Below are 22,766 nucleotides of genomic sequence, written 5' to 3'. Positions count from 1 at the left end.
GAACGGGGTCACAAGGTAGGCGCCGACTAGACCGGCACTTCCCTCCAGATATCGGAAAGGGGGAAATAGAGGCCAGCGCGAATTTTTCTTTCCGGCTCAAGCCCCTGGAACAACTGAGCATAGCATGCCAGCTGGGATCGGTAGCGGTCAACCTCGGCGGCAAAAAAAGCGTCCGGGTTCTCGCCCGGCGGCGGTTCGCTGGTCTTGTAATCAACCACCCAGCGAACTCCCGACTCATCGACGAAAGTCCGGTCCACCACCCCGGCCAGGGCCGGCCCTGCCAGGCCGACCTCACACCCTGCGTCGGGCCACGACCGGAGGATTCGTCGGCCATGAAGACCGGAGACCGCGCTTCTCATGCCGGCCTGCACGCGGTGCACCGCTTCCTTCAGGTCGGCACCGGTCACCCCCAGGCGCTGTAACCGGTGGCGCAACTCTTCTTCCAGCCCTTCGATTCGCTTCAGGTCCCAGGCGGCAAGGCCATCGCGGGCAATTCTCTCAAGCATTGCATGCAGCACCGTCCCCGCATGCCTGCGCGCCAGTCCGGCCGTCTGCAGGACCTGGTCATCGCCGGAAGCGGGGCGGATCGGACTTGCCGTCGGCAGCGGCAGCGACTCGAAGTCAGGAAGAGCCCAGGTGGCAGGCAGCCGTCGCAGCTCCGATTGTGCCGGGGGCTGGTTCGGGGCGGCCACTTCAACCGGCAGTTTCAAATCGTGAGTGGCAAAGGATGCGGCAACCGCAGGCCACAATGACTCCAGCAGGGAGCCGGCAGGGGGACGTGCTGATCCCGTTGCATCGAATTCACAATGGCCGAGCAGGTAGAGACGTTCCCTGGCCCTGGTTGCGGCGACGTAGAGAAGACGGACAACCTCCAGGGTCTGGCGCTCCGCCTCGAGATCGCGAATGGTTTTGTAAATCGGGTCTCCCTCCCCCCCGGGGGCGGGAATCGGCGCCAGCAGCAGGCCGGTGGCCGGCAGTTCCAGCCAGGCGAGGAGCGGCGGGTCATCCTTGCCGGGCTTGCGTCCCAGCCCTGGAATAATCACCGTATCGAATTCCAGCCCCTTGGCTTTGTGAATGGTCATCACCTGCAACTGACCGCTCGCCTTGCCATCGGGGGCCGCATAGAGACGTTGCAGCGCCTCGGCAAGAGCCTCCAGGGTTTCGAGATCGCCGCCCCGATCGAGTCGCTGCAGCAGGGCAAAGAACTGTTCGGCATCCTCCAGTTCGCCCCCGGGATAGCAGGCGGGCCCGCCAAGGGCGAGCCAGCACCCCTCGACCAGACGCCGCAACCCGAGGCGTCCCCGCTGGCGCCGCCCCCGTTGCAGCACGGCGAAGACCCGGCCGGCCCGCTCCCGGCCATCTGCGGAGAGGGTCTCAAGCCGACCGGGATCGGCGAGAAGTTCGGGCAGGGTCGCCGCCGCGCGCCCTTCGACCAGCCGGGCGAGGTCGGAGAGGAGCAACCCGCACCAGGGGGCGCGCAGAACGCTGAGCCAGGCGAGACGGTCCCCAGTGTGGAGCAGTGCATGGGTCAGCGAAACCAGGTCGCGCACCAGCGGACGTTCGGCAAGCAGGTCGACATCCTGGGCCAGGTAGTCAATGCCGGCTCCCCGCAGCAACGGCAGGATGTTGCCGAGGTGGCTGCGCGCCCGGACCAGGATCGCAACCCGCTCCCCGCGCCCGAGGGCTTCCCGGGTCAGCGCCACCACCTCTTCTCCTTCGGCGGCGTCATCCCGTCCCTGCCGGGGGAGGATGGTGACGGCACCCTCTCCCTTCCCGGTGGCGAAGGAAAACGCCGGAGAATAGGTGACAGCGCCCCGGGTAATCTCCTCAAAACGCGGAAAGATGCTGGCGAAGGAGGCATTGAACCAGTCAACGAGAGACGCGCTGGAGCGAAAATTTGTTTCGAGGTGAAGTGCTTCGAGGGGAACGGTACCGACCCCTTCCCTTCGGGCGCGGAGAAACAGGCCGACCTCCGCTTCGCGAAAACGGTAAATCGATTGCATCGGGTCGCCGACCAGGAAGAGGGAGCGGCCATCTCCGGGCGACCAGCCTTCGGTAAGGGTCTCCAGCAACCGGAACTGGAGATAGGAGGTGTCCTGGAATTCGTCGACGAGCAGGTGCCGGATGCCGGCATCGAGACGCAGCAGCAGTTCACTCGGCGCATCGCCATCACTCAAACCTGCCAGCGCCCGCAGCGCCACTTCGGCGAAGTCGGTTTCCCCGGAAGCGGTAAAGACAAGCCAGAGTTCGCCAGCGGCCAGACCGAGCAACTCGACCAGGTCCTGGAGAATCGACCACTGCTCCTCGCCGTAAAGGGGAGCTGGCAGGCTGCGCAGCCGATGCAGCCAGGAAGCGAGTCCAGGCATAGCGTCACTATCGAGGCAGTCCTGCATGGCCGCCTTCATTGCCGCCGCGGTATCCGCTTTCCCCGGAGGAAAGCCGCAGCTTTTATCGAGCCGTCGGCGCAAATCCCCCTTCGCCGTAAGGAGCAGGTCGGCAAGTCCCTGCCAGAGAGGGAGATCTTCGGCGCCCGCACCGGGCCGGTCGGTGACGGCCGCCAACCGCCGCAAGGGCCGCTCTGCTTCGAGATTACTGGCGGCATAGCGGGCCAGCGGCGCCAGTTGCTCCCACAAGGGCCCGGGCAGGAGAGATTCGCTGAGAGCGAGGATTTCTTCGACAAAGGCAGCCAGGGCTCCCTCCAGACCGCGGCGTTCCTGGTCGACACTGCGACCGGCGAGGTGGCGGAGCCATTGGTCCCGTCGCTGCAACATGCTGACCAGCAATCGTTCAAGTCGTTCCTGGCGGTTGTCAAGATAGGCCAGCACCCGGGCCCCGGCATGGGCGCCGCTGCGCTCCCCGCCGACCCGCGCCAGCACCCGGCGGGCGGCCTCCCGGTAGAGGCGCTGCGGATCATCGGTCACCCTCGGCACGCCACCAAAGCGGGAGAGCCAGGGCATGCGACGCGCCAGTCCGGCATTGAAACTGTCAATCGTCTGGATCGCCAGCCGCGATGGTGTGTCCAAAAGATTCCAGCCGCGAGCGCCATCCCGGGCCATGACCTTTCCGGCGAGTTCCCAGGTCTGCCGCGCATGGTCTGCTCCGGGCGCCGGCAAAGAGGCTGACTCAAGAGCTTGCAGCAACCGGTGCCGCATTTCCCCCGCCGCCTTGCGGGTAAAGGTGATGGCGAGAATCTCTTCGGGCTGTTCGACGACTGCCAGCAGGGAGAGGATGCGCTGCGTAAGCAGTTCGGTCTTGCCGGAACCGGCCGGCGCCTGAACGATGAAAGATTGAGCGGGATCGAGGGCCCGCAGGCGTGCAGATTGGTCCCTTACCCTCATGGCAAGTCCTTCTCGCCGGCGCTTCCGTCGGGCCTGTCGCCGATCCGACAAAATCCCTGCAGGTCGCAGTAGCGACAGGCTTTCTTGTCACTGACCGGATCGACGGCCGCAGCACCAGCCAGCACCTGGCGGCCGAGCTCATCGAGGCGTAGCCGCCAGCGCCCGAGGAGCTCGGCCCAACTCCCCAAACCATGCCTGCCAGCCTCCCGGGACTCTGCAAAAGGTCGGATGCCGGCAAAAATTTCACCTTCCCGCGCGACCCCCTTGAGGAGACACTCGCCACGCCGGACCTGGCCGATGGCGATTCCGGCCAGTTGATCGACGTTTTGGCCAACCGCATAGATCGGCAACTGCGGTTCCAGCAGGCGTTCCCCGAGCAGGTCGTCAAGATCGACCTTGCCGGTCTTGTAATCGAGGATCAAACTGCGGCCGTCGGCAAGGATATCCCGGCGGTCAATCTTGGTTCCAATCGACAAGCCACCAAACTCCGCCTGCTGTTCCTCCTCGACAAAACTGGCCACCGCTGCTGCCGGTCGTTCGAATTCGATCGCGGTCAGCCATTCGTTGACCAGGTTAGTGAGCCGTTCCCGTTCAATCGTCAACTGGGCCGGAGCAAGAACCCGCAGCGGATGTTCGAAATGACGGGCGAGCGCTTCATCGACGCTGGCCGCAACCTGGAGGTGCCGTTCCTCTTCACTCCAGAGCCGCAGCTGAGCATGGCCGGAAACCCGGCCCCAGAGGAGCTCCAGGCAGGTGTGAACCAGAGTTCCGCGGGTGGCCGGGTCGATTCCGGTGACCGGGGTTTCGAGGGCTCGCGCACCGAGCCGGTGACGGGCAAAACCACGAAACGGGCAGAGGGCCTGGTCGCGCAGGACGGCTGTGCCACCAGGCAATTCGCTCCCGGCCGGAAGCGCTGGACCGCCCGGGTCCGTGCAGCCCTGCAGCGCCGCGCCCTGCCGCTCCAGGCAGGGCGCCGGGGCCACCGTGGGGGCGAGTTCCGGCGCAACCGGGAGGATCCCCGCCAGCAGGGGGCTCGGACGGAGGGGACAGCCCGCTTCCTGCTGCGGATAACTGCAGACTACCCGCGGTGCCGTCGCCAGCAGCCTTTGCAGCACCATCCGGGCATAGCCCGCCTCGCGCCCGGCATCGGCGTGAGGCATGCCGAGATCGATCTGCAAACGCCTTGGCAAAAAGGGATTGGGGCGAGGCGGAGGTGGCCAGGCATTTTCGTGAAGACCGAGAATCCAGAGGTGGTCGAAGGAGAGCCCTCCCGCTTCGAGAACACCGCACACCTGAATCCCCGGGTTCGGCATTTCCAACTGAAACTCCTCCTCCAGAGCAAGTCGGCGGAGCAGCCCCACGGCCTCCTGGCGATCGAGGGGGCGGCAGATGCCGTCAAGACTGGCAAACCGGGGGAGCAGTTTTTCCTCCCAGGCCTTGACGACCTGGAAGTCACGGCTGTCGAGGGGGCGGTCGCCAGGCCAGCCGACATTGTTCAGGACGCTGCGAAAGTGCTGAACCCAGAAAGCCGGTGTTTCCTTTCGCCCCAGAGCTGAGAAGCGAAGTAATTCTCTGAGGATACGGGCGAACCCGGGGGGAAGCGCCCATGGCGAACCGGTCGCGGCCAGCAGCCCCTGCAGGGGAACACGCTCACGGCGGAGTCGGCGCAGGGCGACATCGAAACGGGACCGTGCCGCCTCCTCCCGGACTCCTCCGCCAAGGTAAGGGGTTCGCAGCAGCACTCCGAGTTGTCCGCACTCGGGTTCCCTGTCACAGGAGAGGAGCTGCAGCGCCGCCATTACCGGCCCCTGCTGACCGAGAGGGACGCCGAGGGAGAGTCCGAACCGCCCCTCCATGTCGTCAAGGGCGAGCAGTCCCAGGGGATCGAGTTCTTCAAGAAAGATCTGGTCGATGAGGTCCCGATAATTGGACAGGTCGGGAGCAACAACCCCGATCCGGCATTCCCCCTGGCCGAGAAGATGCCGAACCCAGCGTGCTGCGGTCCGGACCTCGGCAGCGGCATCGTCACAGGCGCAGCTGCCGGACTGAGCGATGGGAGCCCGGGGCGGCGGCAAAATCTCGACCCGATTGGAATCGGCGACAAGGGTGGCGAGTCGGCTCATACCGGGGGGCAATTCGTCAAAACCGACCAGCAACAGAAATGGAGGGGGAGGCAGTTGGCCCGTGGCGAGAGCCGCCAGGACCCGGTCGGTGCTGGCCGCACCGTCCAGCCAGCCCCTTTCGTGGAGCCGTTTCAGATAGCCCTGCCGCCAGCGGAGAAATGCCTGGTGATCCTCACTCAGCAAGTAGTTGCCGCAATTGCCCCGGTAGTCGAGCAACAGCTGATGAGCCTCCTCGGCGCGGCTGGCGCTGGCGGCCACCTGCAACAGGTCGAGACCGGCCGACCTGGCATCGTTTTCGATCGTCTCCTCCCAGAGGCGGCGGGAGGCTGCCGGTGTGAGAACTCGCCAGTCGTCGCCCAACAGCACCAGCTGACGGTTCACCCAGTCCTGGCTGCTCATGATCGCGGGCGATAGCCAGGCGGTCCTTCCGCGAGTGACCCGCTCCTGCCGATAAAGGTCCAGTAAATGGCGCGCAAGACGCCGGGTTGCGGTCAGCACCAGGGCGCCGTCGCGCGCCGCACCCAGGATCTTGGCGCTGAAATCGTCGTGGTTCAAATTTTGTTCCTCGGATCCCGGGAAATAATCTGCCAGGCGGATGCAGCCAGGCAGGCGATGATGATGCCAACAGCATTCGCCAGAAGATCATGAAAATCGGCGACCCGGCCCCGGCCGCCAAGAAACTGCAACCCCTCGATCATGGCACCGAAGAGGAGCGCGGCGGCGCCGGCCAGCAGCCAGGCATACCGCTGCCGGGGCCATAATCGCAGGGCGCTGTTTCCCGCGAGCAACGTCAGCAGCAGGTAAGCGATGCAATGCTGGAACTTGTCCCAGGAGAGAAGGGTGCTATTAAGCCGGGGCGGGTGGGGCGTCAGCGACAGCCAAAGCACCAATCCGGCCCAGGTGAGACAGCCGGAAATCCAGAATAACGTCGATTTTCTTGGCAAAAAATTGTTCTCCAAAAAGAAGGTGAAACCAGTACCCACGATACCGGAAATCTCCGGCAAACAAAAGGGCCTTCAGCGATTTCCGTTGCCCGCAAATACCTTGGATGTTATAAATTAGTCCCTCAAACCCTTCTAGTAACGAGGCTCACTTGAACCGTTCCTTGCTGCGCCGCATATGGGTCACCATTTCCACCTATGTCATAGGGTTCTATGCGTCTTTCATCAACGACCTGAAGATTCATGGCACCGGGCACCTGCCCCGCAACGGCGGGGTCATGATTGCCGCCAACCATATCACCGGTTATGAAACCGTATTTCTCCCCTGGGCCCTGTGCCGGGCGCAACCGTTTCAGATGGTCTGGGCCCCGGCGAAGGAAGAGCTCTTCAAAAATCCCCTCCTCGGAGCCATATTTCGTTCCTGGGGAGCATTTCCGGTAAAAAGAGGGAGAGATCTTAAGGCGGGTCGAATTCTGGAGGATCTGCTGCGGGTGGACAAGGTGATGCTCTATCCCGAGGGGACCCGCCACCCCGACGGCCAATTGGGGCGTGGAAATCGCGGGGTCGGCAAATTGATCTACACGGTTCAACCGGTCGTCATCCCGACCGCCCTCGCCGGTCTCAACACCTGGAAATTCCCGGGGGTTCGTCAACCGGCGAGCATCACCTTTGGTCCCCCCCTCGATTTTTCCGATCTCTATGAACGGGAAGACACCAAGGAGACACATCAGCTGATCGTCGATCGCCTGATGGCGGCCATTGCCGCCCTTCTTGGCCAGGAGCCGCCCGCCTGACGCCCTCCACCCTCCCCGGAAAACCCAAAGCAACCTAAGCTGGCCCGGTCTCAACCGGGGCATCGGCTACCAGTTGGATAAATCGGTCCGTCAATTCAGGGTCGAGACTTCTCCCGCACAATTGGCGGAGGATTTCTATCGCCTCTTCCAGGCTCTTCCCCTCTTCATAGGGCCGGTCGGTTCGCAGCGCATCGAACACATCGGCAATGGCGACGATCCTCGCCTCCAGCGGGATTTCCGCCCCTGTGATTCCATGGGGGTAGCCACTGCCGTCAAACCGTTCGTGATGATAGAGGATGATATTGACAACTTCTGCCGGCAGGTGGGCCTGGGTTGCGACCTCCGCCCCCCAGCGAGGATGGTTGCGCATGGTTTCCGTTTCGTTGGCGGTCAGCGGCCCCTTGTAGTTGAGAATCGATTCGGGCACCCCGATCTTGCCGCAGTCGTGGAGCCAGCTGCCGAATTTGATTTTGCGGGAACGATCCTCGCTGAAATCGAGGGCCGCCGCCAGGCGCAGAGCATAATCGGCCACCCGTTCGCAATGCCCGCGGGTATAGGAATCCTTCAGTTCGATGGTCTGGGCAAGGGCCAGCAGGGTCGACTCCTCGGCGTTGCGCATGCTGCGGAAGAGGAGGTGACGGGCCAGGGCTTCTTCGATGATATTGCGCAGGATCTGATTTTCCCAGGGTTTTAGCAGGAAGCGAAAGACCTCCCCTGAATTGATGGCCTGCAAAGCCGTCGGGAGGTCGCCATGTCCGGTCATCATGATGCGTACGGTATCGGGCGAAACGCTGCGCGCCTTGACCAGCAGTTCATCCCCCTTCATCCCCGGCATCAGCTGGTCCGAAACCATGACCGCCACATCCATGCGCCGCAGGATTTCCAGGGCTTCACTACCGCTGGTCGCGGTCAGGACCTGGATATCGGACTTCTGAAACAGCCGCTTGAGCGAGCTGAGGATGTTCTCTTCGTCATCGACAAACAATACCGTTCGCGACATGGGCCCTCCCATTGCTGGACACAACGCAAGGAAATACATCTATTATTCAATATTTGCATCGGATTCTAACATATTTCCGGAAAAGGTAAATGGCCGGCATTATCCAACCGGGTGAATCCAAACCGAATCAGGCCACAGCGTTGCTGTGGCCTGATTCGGTTGATTTCCCCGATATCGATGCCAGGTCAGTTGTTGAGATAGAATTCGAATTGTCGTTTCTTGCCGTCGGCCAGCTTGCTCCCAACCTTGAATTCGTATTTTCCCGGCCCCGGAAGGGCGATATCTGCGCCGAAATGCCCCTGCATACCCATCAACTCGATGGGACCGGCCTTGAAATCATTGGGGCCTTCAATCTTGACCGCGACCTTGCCGGTGTCGATTGGCTTGCCGGTCGCGACATCAGAGAACATCACCATGAAGTGGTGCGTCCCGGGCATGCCCATCTTGGCCATGGCTTCCTTGACGTCCTTCAGGTGCGCCATTGCCTTGACGCCACCCTCAGTCTCTTCCCCAAGCATGATCATGTTGCCAGACATAGCCATACCGCCATGGTCCATCCCTTCCATCTTGCCATGGTCCATCCCTTCCATCTTGCCATGGTCCATCCCTTCCATCTTGCCATGGTCCATCCCTTCCATCTTGCCGTGATCCATGCCTTCCATCTTGCCGTGATCCATGTTACTCATCCCCTCGTGACTCGCAGCCAGGGCGTACACGGGCAGCCCCATGAGAAATACCAGGCTAACGATAGCGATCCGTTTCATACTGAATCTCCTTTTCGTGTATTGGGCAATCATGCCCCTGGAATATCTTTGCTCCGTTAGTTTAACATAGCGCGAAGCTGTCAACTGTGCGACCCGGGAAGTCATTACTTACCCAGGTGATAGCAGCTTCCGTGCCCGATCTCCTTTTCCCAACGTCCTACCGTAACCGTCCGTTCTTTTTAGAAATTTTTCTCCCAATTGCGACCTTCCTTATACACCAGGTTCACCACCTGGTCACTGCTGAAGGATAATCTAAATGTCATTGTGGAATATTCTGCACCCATGCCTCGTCTGGACCGACGCGAAACCTGAAACCTGGTCTTATTCCGAACCGGCAGTCTCTTTCAAGAGCTGGCACATCTATGGCACATCTATCCAACGCTTACTGCCGATTCGAGCTGCCAATCCGGAAACATGCCCTCTCAGACCTCACCAGGCGCGATCTCGGCCTTGGTACGAATCCGATAGAGCTTCTCAACCGGCATCACCGCCACCAGACCATCGCCGGGAACCCCGGCGTGGGCAGCTTCGAGAATCGCCGCAACAACGCCATCTACCTGGGACTGCTGGGAAAATATCTCGATCCGGGCGTTGCTGACCAGCCAGTCCCCCTTGCAGAGGTTGGCATATTCGCCATACCCCTTGACCTGAGAGACGGTAATCCCCCTGACACCCAATTGCTTCAGGCGATCTTCGACCTGTTCCAGCACCGAACCGCGGATGATGGCCACAATCCTTTTCCATTTCATAGACTTCCCTCTCTAAAGATGTGAACCCTTGGAGCTACAGTCTGAGTTTTCGTAACCGCAACGCATTACTTACCACCGAAACCGAGCTGAAACTCATGGCGGCAGCAGCAATCATCGGACTCAGCAGCAGGCCGAAGAAGGGGTAGAGCACCCCGGCAGCGATCGGCACGCCGAGGGCATTATAAAAAAAGGCGAAGAAGAGGTTCTGGCGAATGTTGCGCATGGTGGCGTCACTGAGCCGTCGTGCCCGGACAATGCCCCGCAGATCGCCCTTGACCAAGGTGACGCCGGCACTCTCCATCGCGACGTCGGTGCCGGTTCCCATGGCGATTCCCACCTGCGCCTGGGCCAGCGCCGGCGCATCGTTGATGCCGTCGCCAGCCATGCCTACCTTGCGACCTTCCGCCTGGAAGCGCTTGACCACGGCCACCTTCTGATCGGGGAGGACATCCGCCTCCACCTCGTCGAGTCCCAGTTCGCTGGCAACGGCCGCGGCCGTGGTGCGATTGTCCCCGGTCAGCATGACAATGCGGATCCCCTCTGCCTGCAATTGGCGAATCGCCTCCGGGGTCGTCTCCTTGATCGGATCGGCGACGCCGAGGATCCCGGCCACCGCGCCATCGACGGCGACGTACATCACCGTCTGCCCCGCCGTTCGCAGTTCTTCCGCCGGCTCGGCCAAGGGGCCAGGTTCAATACCGAGCTCGTCGAGGAGCTGGAGATTGCCGAGGGCCACCTGATGACCGTCAACCCGGCCGGTGACCCCCTTGCCGGTGAGAGAAGCAAAATCCTCGGCCGCCGCCGGGTCGGCGCCGCGTTCCTGCGCGCCGGCAACGATCGCCGCTGCCAGAGGGTGTTCGCTCCCCCGCTCCAGACTGGCCGCCAGGCGCAGCAAGGTGGACTCGTCGCCGCCGGTGGCAACCGACACCGAGACCAGCTTTGGTTTTCCTTCGGTGAGGGTACCGGTCTTGTCGACCACCAGTGTGTCGATCTGGCGCATCACCTCAATCGCTTCGGCATTCTTGAACAACACTCCCAGACCGGCGCCCTTGCCGGTGGCGACCATGATCGACATCGGGGTCGCCAGTCCCAGGGCGCAGGGACATGCAATGATCAGGACCGCAACAGCGTTGATCAAAGCGTGGGCAAGGCGCGGTTCCGGGCCGAACCAGGCCCAGACGGCAAAGGTGAGCAACGCGGCAGCGACCACAGTCGGCACGAAGTAGCCGGCAACCTGATCCGCCAGTTTCTGGATCGGCGCCCGGCTGCGCTGGGCAGTGGCGACCATCTGGACGATTTGTGCCAAAAGGGTTTCCGAGCCAACCCGTTCGGCGACCATCACCAGTGAGCCGGTAGTGTTCACCGTCGCACCGATAACATGTTCCCCGACACCTTTCTGCATCGGCATCGACTCGCCGGTGACCATCGACTCGTCGACGGAACTGCTTCCCTCGACCACCTTGCCATCGACCGGCACCTTCTCACCGGGACGAATGCGCAACCGATCACCCGGCTGCACCTGATCGAGGGGAACGTCCTGCTCGCTGCCGTCCTGCTCCAGGCGACGGGCCATCTTTGGAGCAAGTCCGAGCAGGGCGCGAATGGCGGCGCCGGTCTGGCTGCGTGCCCGCAGCTCCATCACCTGCCCCAGAAGGACCAGGGTAACAATCACGGCGGCCGCCTCGAAATAGACTGCGACCTCCCCGTCGGCGCCGCGAAAGGCCGCCGGGAACAGGCCGGGAAAGAGACCCGCAATCAGACTGTAACCGTAGGCGACACCGACTCCCAGCCCGATCAGGGTAAACATGTTGAAATGGCGACTGACCAGAGACTGCCAACCACGCACGAAGAAGGGCCAGCCCCCCCAGAGCACAACCGGCGTCGCCAGGGCCAGCTCAATCCATCCCAGCACTCGCGGCGAGCCGAGTCGCTCGACCGGTACTCCCACCATCGGTCCCATCGCCAGCAGCAGTTCAGGGACCGTCAGCACCAGGCAGACCCAGAAGCGCCGGGTCATATCGACCAGTTCGCTGTTCTCCTCTTCTCCTGCCGACACCGTTCGCGGTTCCAGGGCCATGCCGCAGATCGGGCAGGACCCCGGCCCCTGTTGCACCACCTCGGGGTGCATCGGGCAGGTGTATTCCCGAGAGGACTCCGCGTCCGTTGGTTCGGGCGATTGCGGCTTAAGATAGGCCTCGGGGTCGGAGCTGAACTTTTTCAGGCATTTGTTGGAGCAGAAGAGATATTCCCGCCCCTGGTAGCTGAAGCGACCGGCGTTTTTCTCTTCACTGACGGTCATGCCGCACACAGGATCCTGCAGAGCTCCCTTTTCAAGGGCATCGTCCCTACTCATGGATATCCTCCAGTCCCGTCGGTGTGAAATCATGGGAGAGTTTCAGCCCCCGCCACATGAAATAGATGACCGGGAAGACCAGCAGTTCCATGAGGCCGGAGGTGACCACCCCGCCGATCATCGGCGCGGCAATCCGTTTCATGACATCGGCGCCGGCGCCGTGGCTCCACATGATCGGTACCAGGCCGGCAATGATTACGCAGATGGTCATGACCTTGGGGCGGATCCGTTTGACCGCGCCATGATGAATCGCCTGGGTCAGGTCGCCAAAAGTCTGCATCCGGCCATTTTTCAGCCAGAGTTCATAGGCAAGATCGAGGTAAAGGAGCATGACGACCCCGGTTTCTGCCGAAATCCCGGCCAGTGCGATCACCCCGACCCAGACCGCGACGGAGGTGTTGTAACCGAGCAGGTAGAGGTACCAGAAACAACCGACCAGCGAAAGCGGCAGAGCGACAAAGATGATACCGGTCTTCACCAGGCTCTTGGTATTCATGTAGATGATAACCAGAATGATCAGCAGCGTCAGCGGGATAACCACGATCAGGGTCGCCTTCGCCTTCTGCATATATTCGTACTGGCCGCTCCAGACGATGTTGTAACCGGCCGGCAGCTGGACCTTTTCGGCGATGATCTTCTGGGCCTTTTCCACGTAGGAGCCGACATCACTACCCTTGAGATCGACGTAAATCCAGGCGGTGCGCCGGGCATTCTCGCTTTTGATCCCCGGGGGACCCTTCTTGATGCTGATTTTGGCCACCTGGGAGATGGGGATATGCTTGCCACCGGCGATCGGTACCAGCACCCGTCCCAGCGCCTGCAGGTCGTTGCGGTAGTCACGCTGGTAGCGGATATTCACCGGGTACCGTTTCAGCCCCTCGACCGTCTGGGTAACGTTCATGCCGCCGATGGCCGAGCTGATAATATCCTGCACATCCCCCACGGTCAGACCGTAGCGTGCCAGGGCATCCCGATCGATCTCGTAATCAAGATAGTTGCCGCCGACCACCCGTTCGGAAAAGGCGCTTAATGTGCCGGGAATATCACGGACAATCGCCTCGATCTCCTCCCCCAACCGGGAGAGGGTTGCCAGATCATCGCCCATAATCTTGATCCCGACCGGGGTTTTGATGCCGGTGGAGAGCATGTCAGTACGGGTTTTGATCGGCATGGTCCAGGCGTTGGTCAAACCGGGAAACTGGATCGCTTCATTGAGCCGGTTTTTCAGTTCCTCCACGGTAATGGTGCTCTCTTCCGGCACGATCCAGCGCAACGGTTTTTTCACCCATTCGAAGGAGTCGGACCAACCGCTGTAGAACCGCTGGTGATGAACCTTGCTCCAGTCCTCTTCCGGTTTAAGCATAATCGTCGTTTCCAGCATGGAGAGGGGTGCCGGGTCGGTGGCGGTCTCAGCCCGTCCGACCTTGCCAAAGACGTGCTCTACCTCGGGGAAAGTGGCGATAATCCGATCGGTCTGCTGCAGCAGTTCCTTGGCCTTGCCAATCGAGATTCCCGGCAGGGTGGTCGGCATATAGAGCAGGTCCCCCTCGTAAAGCGGCGGCATGAACTCCGAGCCCATTTTTTTTAGCGGGATGATGCTGCTCAGGGTGATGAGCAGGGCGACAATCAGTACCGACCAGCGCCACTTGAGAACGGAATCGACCACCGGATGATAAAGGCGGATCAGTACCCGGTTGATCGGGTTCTTTTCTTCGTCGGGGATCTTGCCGCGAATGAACCAGCCCATCAGTACCGGCACCACCGTCACCGATAACAGCGCCGCCGCTCCCATGGCGTAAGTCTTGGTATAGGCCAGGGGCTTGAACATCCGCCCTGATTGCTCCCCAAGGGCAAAGACGGGGAAGAAACTGACGGTGATGACCAGGAGGGAATAGAAGAGCGCAGGTCCCACCTCCTTGGACGAGTTGGCGATAATCTCCCAGTGCGGCTTTTTGCCGCGATCGCGCTCGAGATGTTTGTGGGCGTTCTCGATCATAATGATCGCCGCATCGATCATCGCGCCGATCGCGATGGCGATACCGCCCAGGCTCATGATGTTGGCGTTGATCCCCTGGAAATGCATGATGATGAAAGCCATCAGAATCGCCACCGGCAGGGTGAAGATCGCCACCAGCGCGCTGGAGAAGTGAAACAGGAAGAGAGCGGTCACCACCGCGACAACGATACTCTCCTCAATCAGTTTTCCCTTCAGAGTCTCCACCGCCCGCTCAATCAGGCCGGAACGATCGTAAACCGCCTTGATCCGCACCCCATCGGGGAGCCCCTGCTGCAGTTCGGCCAGCTTCTTCTTGACGTTTTCGATGGTCTTCAGGGCGTTGCCGCCAAAGCGCATGACGACGACCCCGCCGACCGCCTCCCCCTGCCCGTCCAGTTCCGCCAGCCCGCGGCGCAGTTCCGGTCCGATGGTCACGGTGGCCAGATCCCGCACCAGGATTGGCGTCCCCTTCATATCGGTGCCGACGACGACCCTTTCGATGTCCTCCTTCGACTTCAGATAGCCGAGCCCGCGCACCATGAATTCGGTTTCGGCCATCTCCACCAGACGCCCGCCGACATCGTTGTTGGACCGCTGGATCGCCATTTTGAGTTGGGGGATGGTGATGTGATAGGCGAGCAACAGGTCGGGATCGACTTCCACCTGATACTGTTTGATGTAGCCACCGATGGAAGCAACCTCGGAAACACCCTCGACGGCGGTCAGTTCGTAGCGCAGAAACCAGTCCTGGATTGAGCGAAGCTGTTGCAGGTCGTGGTTGTCGCTCTCCAGAACATATTCATAAACCCACCCGACTCCGGTGGCATCGGGGCCGAGGCTCGGGGTAACACCTTTGGGGAGCTTGCCGGCGGCGTAGTTGAGATATTCGAGTACCCTGGAACGAGCCCAGTAAAGGTCAGTACCATCGTCAAAGATGATGTAGACGAAAGAGAGGCCGAAGAAGGAGTAGCCGCGCACCACCTTGGCCCCGGGGACAGCGAGCATCTGGGTGGTGAGGGGATAAGTGACCTGGTCCTCGACCACCTGCGGTGCCTGACCGGGATATTCGGTGAAGACGATGACTTGCACATCCGACAGGTCGGGGATGGCATCGATGGGTGTATTGAACATGGTGTAGAGGCCACCGACAATGATAAAAAAAGTCAGCAGAGCCACCAGAAATTTATTCTTGATCGACCAGTCGATAATTTTTTCCAGCATGTCAATTCCTTATCCGCAAAGGAGGTAAAACCTTAACCAGTTTACTGGAACAGGTCATCCAGCTTTGCCGGAGTCTTCCCTTTTTCGTCCTGAAACAGGTCATTCACCTGGTCGGCGCCGGCAGCCTTCCCTGGAGGCGTTGCTTCCACAGCCTTGGGTTCGAGCATCTTGGCGATCGTCTCGCGCAGCTTGCTCTCCGAGTCCAGCATGAATTGGGCGCTGGTCACCACCCGTTCCCCCTCCAGCAGCCCCTGAACGATCTGCAGGTTCCCCTGGTCGTCCTGCACCCCGATCTTCACTTCGCGCGGTTCGAACTTCCCGGTGTCACGGGTAACAAATACCGTATTCTTCGCCCCGGAACGGAGGACCGCCTCGACGGGGACCGTCAGGGCGTTTTGAACCGGGCTGGTTTTGAGATGGACATTGACGTACATGTCAGGTTTGAGTTCGAAGCCGGGGTTGTCGAGAACAAACCGTCCCTTGACGGTACGCGTTTTGGGCTCGACGTAGGGATAGAGATAGCTCAGGGTGGCGGAGACTTTTTTACTTCCGACAAAGGGAAGAATGATATCGGCCTGCTGCCCGACCTTGACCCAGGGGAGTTCATATTCATAGATATCGGCCAGCACCCAGACCTGGGAGATGTCAGAGATGGTCATCAGATCCATGCCACTCTTGACGGCCTGCCCTTCCTGAACCATTTTCATCGAGACGATGCCGCTATGGGCCGCGTAGAGGGGCAGGCTCTTTTCGACCTGGCGGGTCTCTTTCAGGCGAGCAATCGATTTCTCGGATATATCCCAGAGCTGCAGACGACGCCGGGACGCTTCAAGGAGTTGCCGGCCGCTCTCGGCAATCTTGGGAAAGGGCGATTGGGCCAGCGCCTCCCTGTTCTTCAGGGCAAGCAGATATTCCTCCTGGGCACTGACCAGGTCGGGGCTATAAATCTCCAGAAGCTTCTGCCCTCTCTTCACCTGCTGGCCGGTTTCGTTGACATAGAGTTTTTCCACCCAGCCGTTGATCTTGGTATTGACCGTGTACTGCTTCGGCTCCTGATAACCGACCAGCCCGACGGTGCGGATGGTCCGCGCCAGGTCCCTACGTGTGGCCAACGCGGTTCGCACCCCCATGTTCTGCATGGTCACCGGATCGATGGAAATCACCGCACCGCCGGGCGCCTGATCCTCGTAGACCGGCACCAGATCCATCCCCATGGGCGATTTTCCCGGTTCATTGCGGATGTAGGTGGGATCCATCGGCGCCACCCAGTATTTGATCTTGCGCTCACCGGACGCGGCCGGCCTTGCCTCCGCCTCCCCTCCGGCCGTTCCTGCCTTTAAGGGGGTCAGGGCCATGCCGCAGATCGGACAATTGCCCGGCTCGTCGGTAATGATGAAGGGGTGCATGCCGCAGGTGTACTTGCTAGCAGCCAACGCCACCCCCGGTTCACGAACTTGCCAATCGTTCATGGCCACAATACATTGCGCCGCATACCAGCCAACACCTGAAAGGAGCAGGACCAGAGTCAGGGCGGAAATCAGCAGGGGTTTGCGGGCTCGCTTCATGGTTTCATCCTGTCGGTTGATGGATTTTGCAGCGCCGCCGTTCCGGAAAGGGTCACGCCGGTGGCAGCTTCAAGCTTGGCGACATTGCGCTGATAGTCGGACACGGCGCGCTGGTAATCGAGTTGGTAGCGGTAGAGAGACATCAGACTGTCAAGGAGACTGAGAAATTCGACCTTGCCGACCTGGTAGGCCGCCAGGCTGGCATCGAAGGATTGCTGCGCCTGGGGGATGATTCCGGTGGCAAAGAGTTGGACCAGATCGCGATTCTTCTCGAGTTGGGCATAGATATCCTGAATGGATGCACCGAGCTGGTTGCTGAAGTCCTCCAGCTGGCGGCGCGCCATGCGCAGTCCCGAATCAGCTTCGGCCACGGCTTCGGAGCGCTTTTCCTGCCAAAGTGGCAGATTGATGCCGAAACCGGCGCTGACGAAGTCGGTGCCGCGATCGGGCAGGCCATCGTCCCGGAATCGGTAGCTGGCCCAGAGATTGAAATTGGGGAGATAATCGAGCTTGGCCAGCTTGCGTTGGCTGGCGAAGCGTTCGATCAGGGACTCAAAGGAGGCGAACATCGGCCGGTGTTCGCGGGCTCTCTCCAGCAGCGCCGCCGGGTCGACTTCCACCGGGGTCATGGCCAATTCGGAAACCGTCCCCAGGGGCTGTGCCGCTGGTCGCGCCAACAGCCGGTTGATTTCAGCCAGAACGCTGCTGCGCTGCTGGCGCAGGGTCAACTGCCTGTCGATCAATTGCGACTGCGCAACCTGTGCCTTGAGCAGATCCTGCTGCAGTCCCGTCCCCACCTCGTAACGGGTTTTGGTGAGGCTGACGAAATTTTCCAGGATATCGAGGTTTTCTTCATTGACCGCAATCGCCCGGTCCTGGAAATAGAGCCGGTAATAGGCATCCTTCACTTTTTGGGCGAGCAGCAGCTTGCTGTCCTCGTAGACCGACTGATACCAGCGCGCCTGCTCCTCGGCCTGATTTCCCTTGGCCGCAAGCTTGCCCGGGAAAGGAAAATTCTGGGAAAGCTTGATCTCATTGCCGGTCATCGCTGTCTGATCAGCCTGGAAACTGTCGATCGGATAATTGGAAAAGGCCACTCCAAGCATCGGGTCATCGAGGGTTCGGGCTGCTGCGACCTTGTGCCCGAACAACTCCCAGCGGTCCCGGGCAGCCTGCAGATCAGGATTGTTCGCAAGCGCTTCGGCGACCAGTTCCTGCAGCACGGGCGGAGCGGGGGACTGCTCCACGGCGAGGACGGCTGGCGCCAGGCAGAGACTGGCGACAAGGAAGAATAATACAGGGGTCCAGAACTTCATGGGCTCAACTCCGTAAGGAATACCAGCGGCTATTGATGTCTTTTATAGTATGCCATTTCTTTATTTGGTGGTCGCAGGGCTCACTCGCCCCCCCGGCGAAAAGCATCGGCCGAAAGGTGCCTCGTCTCTCCCTGTTGGCGACCAGCTTCAGATACAACTCTACAGATTCCATGCCACAACGCAACCTATCGATATCATACTATTTTCAGTTCAGGTTGTAGCTGCAGACAGACCATTCTGAGGAATATTCCTCGATTCTTCGTCGAATATTCCCCAGAGCCCTGACCTACCCAATTCAGGTCTTCCCGCTCTTGCTTTGACCATCGATGAAGTTCGCGGACCTTCCCCGGAGAACGAAAAGAGGGCGACTGAAGTAGCCGCCCTCTTTTCGTTCTCCGTAGGTAACCAGTCAGGGCCCATCGGCAGCTGGTCCAATAATCTGGGTCTGGTGATTCAGCCGCGCATTGGGAACCGACCCGCCACCGACCACCGAGGAACAGGCGGCAAGCACCAAAAGAGCCAGGGCCAATGTCACGGTTTGCGTCAATCGTTTCATGATGATTTCTCCTTTCCAGGGGTTAAGGAAACACTTGAACAGAGAGTGTTTCAATCAGCGTGCCAACCCTGGAACACCGATACCATTTGTTTTTATTGATTTTTTTTCAGGTGAAATATTACTGAGTGAAATTTAGTGGAGGATTTTCGTCGACGCTGGAGACTATTCGAATTTCCTGAATGGCGGGGGTTGAAGTCTTTCCGGAAAGGGCGTGGAGTCAGCGGACAGACCGGGTTTAGTTATTTCGTTATGCCAAATTTTTCCATACGGTAAAGCAGGATGTGGCGCGGGATTTTCAGAAACTCAGCGGCCCGGGTTTTGTTCCAATCGTTTCGCTCCAGGGCCTGCAATACAGCCTCCTTTTCCAACTCTTCCAGGGAATATCCCTCTTCCGGCAACTGAAGAATTTCCCTGGCAGCCAATCCCCTGTTCTGCCTGATCCTGGGCGGAAGTTGACTCTCCTCAATTGTGTTGGACGGGGCCAGGACCAGCAACTGTTCAATGGCATTTTCAAGCTCCCGAACATTGCCGGGCCACCGGTAATCACGCAGGGACTGCATGGCGGTCGCCGTGAAAGTCACCTCGGATCCGCGGCCGAATTTCTCCAGGAAATGATCTATCAGTGCCGGGATATCTTCCCGCCGCGCCCGCAGGGGAGGAAGGCTCACAGGAATTACGGCGATCCGGTAATAAAGATCCTCACGAAAGGTGCCCTTGGCAACAGCAGTCTCGATATCCAGGTTGGTGGCGGCAACGACCCGGACATCGACCGAATGGCTCTCTCCCCCGACCGGTTCAACCACCCGTTCCTGCAGGGCTCGCAGCAGTTTCGGCTGGAGTTCCAGCGGGAGGTCGCCGATCTCGTCCAGAAAAATCGTTCCCCCGCGGGCGAGTTCGAATTTGCCGGCCCGATCCTTCACTGCACCGGTGAAGGAGCCCTTGATGTGGCCAAAGAGCTCACTTTCGACGAGATCCCTGGGGATCGCCGCGCAATTGACGGCGATGAAAGGGCCCTGGGCCCGCACACTCTTCTGATGAATGGAGCGGGCGACCAATTCCTTGCCGGTACCGCTCTCCCCGAGTATCAACACACTGGCTTCGCTAGCGGCGACTTTTTCGATCAGATTCATCACCGAATGCATCGCCTGGGACTGACCGACTATAGCCTTGCGGGGGGTGACCTTCGCCGCGCTACTCTGCTCGGGCATGGATGCCTGGATGGTTTGGAAACGGGTGGCTTTGCTGACAAGCTCCTTGAGCTGATCGAGGGTGAAGGGCTTGGCAAGATAGTCGTAAGCACCCAGTTTCATAGCCTCAACCGCATTCTCAATCGACCCGAAGGCGGTAATGACGATCACCAGGGTAGCGGGCCTTGCCGCCTTGACCTTTTTGAGGATGGTGTAGCCGGAAATGTCGCCAAGCCGGACATCGGTGATAACCAGACCGGGTTTGAACCGGTCGAATGCCTTGAGTCCCTCCTCGCCGTTGGCGCAGGCGACGACTTTATGGCCGGCCTGGCGCAGGGTGAATTCGATAATCTTGCGCAACGAATCATCGTCGTCGATTACCAGAATAGTTTCGTGTGCCAAATTAGCCTCTTTCATATTTCGTCCACCACAGGTAGCTGAATTTCAAAGCGGGCGCCCTCCCCCACTTCGCTCGAAACTTCAATCTGGCCACCATGGGCCTGAATAATCCTCTGGGAAATAGCCAGCCCCAGGCCGGTCCCGGTATGGCGGGTTGAGAAAAATGGATTGAAGATTTTCCCGAGAATTTCTTTAGGAATCCCGGGCCCGTTGTCTTTAAAAGTGACGGCAATGATTCCGTCCCGCAGCTGGGTGGTGACTTCCAGCAGCCCGCCCCCGGGCATCGCCTGGACCGCATTAAGCAAAAGGTTGAGGAATACCTGCTTAAACTGGTCGGCATCGCCAGAAACCAGCGGCAATTTGTGCTGGACCAGCTGAACCGAGACCTGGCTCTTTTGACACTGGACGGCTGAAAACTCGACGATTTCATTCAGAACCGCATTCAGGTCGCAGGCATTCATTTCCGTGGGAGCCGGCCTGGCGAAGCTTAGGAAGTTGGTGACGACCTGATTCAGGCGATCGACCTCCCGGATCATGATGGCGGAAAACTCGACCCGTTGCTCTTCACTGAGAGTGGAGTCCTTGACGATTTCCGCAGTACCCCGAATGGAGCCCAGGGGATTGCGGATCTCATGAGCAAGTCCTGCGGCCAGTTCACCGAGGGCGGAAAGTCTGGAGGCACGCAACAACTGCTCTTCAAATGTCAGGATCAGCTTGGCCTGTTCCTTCAGTTCCTGAAAACTCACTTCCAGGTCATGCGCCGTGGTCTCCAGAACCTGCCGCTGGCTCTTTTCTTTGCGGGCCAATCCGCCGGTAAGAACCCCGATGACATTGTAGAGGATAATTTCGAGGTACTGCTCCAACTGAGCATCGGGATGGGCGCCCCACTGCAGGACGACATGCGGAGCATAGACGATCGACACCACAATAGCCGTGGCCAGACCGCCCCGCAACTGGAACCAGATGCCGCCGAGAATGATCGGCAGATAATAGAGCCGGCGAAAGATGTCATGGTAATGGTGGAACTGGATGCCGGTCAGATAATGGCCAAGGGTAATGGCAGCAATGACCGCCGCGAGAATGATGACGCGCGGCTGGAAGACGGTTCCGAGAGTGATTGGGCCCGATCCTGGAGTGATATCCCGCGACGATGGCATGCTCCGGGCGCTCATCGACCTGTTGCCTCCCCACAACCGGGGCAATAGTGCCATTCGCCGGCCAGAGCGGTACCACAACGGCAATGGTCGCCCTTGACCTCCCTGGCCCGGCGGCGCCGCATGATCAACCAGACGCTTAACAGGATCAGGTTCAGGACCAACAGCAGGTATCCGGGTAGGCCCAGGGTCAGCAGCGAACGCAGCGTGCAGTAACCGCAGCTGTACGACCAGAGGTTGTAACCCAGGACGCCGAGCATGACCGCGCCGCCGCCGAGCAGGATGAGAACAGATCGAATCGTCATGGCGGATCGGCTCCGAAACTGCCTTTACGGGAGGTGCCGCAAGCCGTGCAGAAGCGATGAAATACCGGCAGTCGTTCCCCGCACCCTGGACACTGACACTGTAACAGCTCCTTGCAACGCGGGCAGATGAGCCAGTCGACCTCGGCCCGGCCACCGCACCCGGGGCAGTTGCCGTACGGTGGTTCCGCTTTCGCCGGGCGCCGTTCGATCTGCTGGACGATGGCGAGGGCGAGAAGGGCAAAGATCAGAAGAAATATCAGCAGCATGGAATTTTTACCCTACCGCAAGTCGTGGCCCGGCAAACCTGCACCGATCATCGACGATCCGACCGTCACGCAGATGAATGGTCCGGTTGAAGTAGTCGAGATTTTCCAGATTGTGGGTGACCATGACGATGGTCTGCCCGGCCTTGTTGAGCTCGGCGAACAACCCCATGATCTCGCGGCTGGTCTCCGAATCAAGGCTGCCGGTCGGTTCATCGGCCAGCAGCAGAGAAGGGCGATTGACCAGCGACCGGGCGATCGCGACCCGCTCCTGTTCACCGCCTGACAGTTGCGTTGGCAGGTGGCCGAGGCGTCCGGCCAGTCCGACCCGGGCCAAAGCTTGTTCCGCCAGACCCTGCTTTTCCCGACGGGAAAGCGATTTTACGGCCAGAGGCAGCATCACATTTTCCAGCGCGGTCAGGTAGGAGACCAGGTTGAACGACTGAAAGACAATACCGAGAAATTCCCGCCGGAAATCGGCCAGCCGCTCGCCGGGCAGACTATAGAGGTCGATGTCATCAATCCGGACCCTGCCGCTGGTGGGAGCGCTCAATCCGCCGAGCAGGGCCAGGAAGGTGCTCTTCCCCGATCCTGATGGCCCCATGACCCCGAGGAAGGTCCCCTCTTCAATAGCAAGGTCGACCCCCCCTAGGGCAATCACGCAATCGTTGCCATTGAGATAGTTTTTGTGCAGGTTGTTTATTTCGATCAGTGCCATAATTTTAGCTTCCTTCAGCAGTTA

General features: G+C 60.1%; 17 protein-coding genes. 1 reads left to right on the top strand and 16 read right to left on the bottom strand.

Features of this window, described 5'->3' with window-relative positions:
• Positions 1 to 26: 26 nt before the first annotated feature.
• The 3 genes from ACYQ8E_RS03725 to ACYQ8E_RS03715 are packed head-to-tail and all read right to left on the bottom strand — an operon-like array spanning position 27 to position 6,465.
• On the bottom strand, positions 27 to 3,338 hold the full coding sequence (locus tag ACYQ8E_RS03725) for a UvrD-helicase domain-containing protein (RefSeq protein WP_066727146.1): 3,312 nt from the start codon (positions 3,336 to 3,338) through the stop codon (positions 27 to 29).
• Positions 3,335 to 6,016, bottom strand: coding sequence for a PD-(D/E)XK nuclease family protein (locus ACYQ8E_RS03720; protein WP_066727144.1), 2,682 nt, complete (start codon positions 6,014 to 6,016; stop codon positions 3,335 to 3,337). The genes ACYQ8E_RS03725 and ACYQ8E_RS03720 overlap by 4 nt, the downstream gene beginning before the upstream one ends.
• On the bottom strand, positions 6,013 to 6,465 hold the full coding sequence (locus tag ACYQ8E_RS03715; protein ID WP_066727141.1) for a VanZ family protein: 453 nt from the start codon (positions 6,463 to 6,465) through the stop codon (positions 6,013 to 6,015). The genes ACYQ8E_RS03720 and ACYQ8E_RS03715 overlap by 4 nt, the downstream gene beginning before the upstream one ends.
• A gap of 89 nt (positions 6,466 to 6,554) precedes the next feature.
• On the opposite strand from ACYQ8E_RS03715, the gene ACYQ8E_RS03710 reads away from it, so the two are divergent.
• Positions 6,555 to 7,196 carry a lysophospholipid acyltransferase family protein gene (locus ACYQ8E_RS03710; RefSeq protein ID WP_066727138.1) on the top strand — a complete coding sequence of 214 codons (642 nt, stop codon included), beginning with the start codon at positions 6,555 to 6,557 and terminating at the stop codon, positions 7,194 to 7,196.
• A gap of 34 nt (positions 7,197 to 7,230) precedes the next feature.
• Here the strand turns inward: ACYQ8E_RS03710 and ACYQ8E_RS03705 are convergent, their stop codons facing one another.
• The 13 genes from ACYQ8E_RS03705 to ACYQ8E_RS03645 form a co-directional block, all read right to left on the bottom strand.
• On the bottom strand, positions 7,231 to 8,196 hold the full coding sequence (locus ACYQ8E_RS03705; RefSeq protein ID WP_066727136.1) for an HD domain-containing phosphohydrolase: 966 nt from the start codon (positions 8,194 to 8,196) through the stop codon (positions 7,231 to 7,233).
• Between the two features lie 185 nt (positions 8,197 to 8,381).
• Complete coding sequence (locus ACYQ8E_RS03700; RefSeq protein WP_066727134.1) at positions 8,382 to 8,960, bottom strand: hypothetical protein; 579 nt, start codon at positions 8,958 to 8,960, stop codon at positions 8,382 to 8,384.
• A gap of 422 nt (positions 8,961 to 9,382) precedes the next feature.
• Positions 9,383 to 9,709, bottom strand: coding sequence for a P-II family nitrogen regulator (locus ACYQ8E_RS03695; RefSeq protein ID WP_066727132.1), 327 nt, complete (start codon positions 9,707 to 9,709; stop codon positions 9,383 to 9,385).
• Positions 9,710 to 9,743: 34 nt separating this feature from the next.
• Positions 9,744 to 12,062: a heavy metal translocating P-type ATPase gene (locus ACYQ8E_RS03690; protein WP_082820278.1), complete on the bottom strand. Its 2,319-nt coding sequence runs from the start codon at positions 12,060 to 12,062 to the stop codon at positions 9,744 to 9,746.
• Positions 12,055 to 15,279: an efflux RND transporter permease subunit gene (locus tag ACYQ8E_RS03685; protein WP_459860126.1), complete on the bottom strand. Its 3,225-nt coding sequence runs from the start codon at positions 15,277 to 15,279 to the stop codon at positions 12,055 to 12,057. The genes ACYQ8E_RS03690 and ACYQ8E_RS03685 overlap by 8 nt, the downstream gene beginning before the upstream one ends.
• A gap of 41 nt (positions 15,280 to 15,320) precedes the next feature.
• Positions 15,321 to 16,844 carry an efflux RND transporter periplasmic adaptor subunit gene (locus tag ACYQ8E_RS03680; protein WP_066727128.1) on the bottom strand — a complete coding sequence of 508 codons (1,524 nt, stop codon included), beginning with the start codon at positions 16,842 to 16,844 and terminating at the stop codon, positions 15,321 to 15,323.
• Entirely contained in the window at positions 16,841 to 18,160 is a 1,320-nt protein-coding gene (locus ACYQ8E_RS03675; protein WP_066727126.1) for a TolC family protein, read from the bottom strand. The genes ACYQ8E_RS03680 and ACYQ8E_RS03675 overlap by 4 nt, the downstream gene beginning before the upstream one ends.
• Before the next feature lie 409 nt (positions 18,161 to 18,569).
• Complete coding sequence (locus ACYQ8E_RS03670) at positions 18,570 to 18,716, bottom strand: hypothetical protein (RefSeq protein WP_157471855.1); 147 nt, start codon at positions 18,714 to 18,716, stop codon at positions 18,570 to 18,572.
• 239 nt (positions 18,717 to 18,955) lie between these two features.
• Positions 18,956 to 20,305 carry a sigma-54-dependent transcriptional regulator gene (locus tag ACYQ8E_RS03665; RefSeq protein ID WP_231875313.1) on the bottom strand — a complete coding sequence of 450 codons (1,350 nt, stop codon included), beginning with the start codon at positions 20,303 to 20,305 and terminating at the stop codon, positions 18,956 to 18,958.
• An 11-nt stretch (positions 20,306 to 20,316) separates the two neighbouring features.
• Positions 20,317 to 21,474: a two-component system sensor histidine kinase NtrB gene (locus ACYQ8E_RS03660; RefSeq protein ID WP_231875312.1), complete on the bottom strand. Its 1,158-nt coding sequence runs from the start codon at positions 21,472 to 21,474 to the stop codon at positions 20,317 to 20,319.
• Positions 21,471 to 21,761 carry a hypothetical protein gene (locus ACYQ8E_RS03655; RefSeq protein WP_066727122.1) on the bottom strand — a complete coding sequence of 97 codons (291 nt, stop codon included), beginning with the start codon at positions 21,759 to 21,761 and terminating at the stop codon, positions 21,471 to 21,473. Before ACYQ8E_RS03655 ends, ACYQ8E_RS03660 begins: the two co-directional genes overlap by 4 nt.
• Positions 21,758 to 22,027 (bottom strand): double zinc ribbon domain-containing protein, encoded by a 270-nt coding sequence (locus ACYQ8E_RS03650; RefSeq protein WP_066727120.1) that lies wholly within the window; start codon positions 22,025 to 22,027, stop codon positions 21,758 to 21,760. The genes ACYQ8E_RS03655 and ACYQ8E_RS03650 overlap by 4 nt, the downstream gene beginning before the upstream one ends.
• Positions 22,028 to 22,034: 7 nt before the next feature.
• A complete protein-coding gene (locus tag ACYQ8E_RS03645; RefSeq protein ID WP_066727118.1) occupies positions 22,035 to 22,742 on the bottom strand; it encodes an ABC transporter ATP-binding protein in 708 nt (235 codons plus the stop codon).
• Between the last annotated feature and the right edge of the window lie 24 nt (positions 22,743 to 22,766).

The organism is Desulfuromonas carbonis, assembly GCF_054658035.1.
This window is presented reverse-complemented; position numbering and strand designations above follow the sequence as displayed.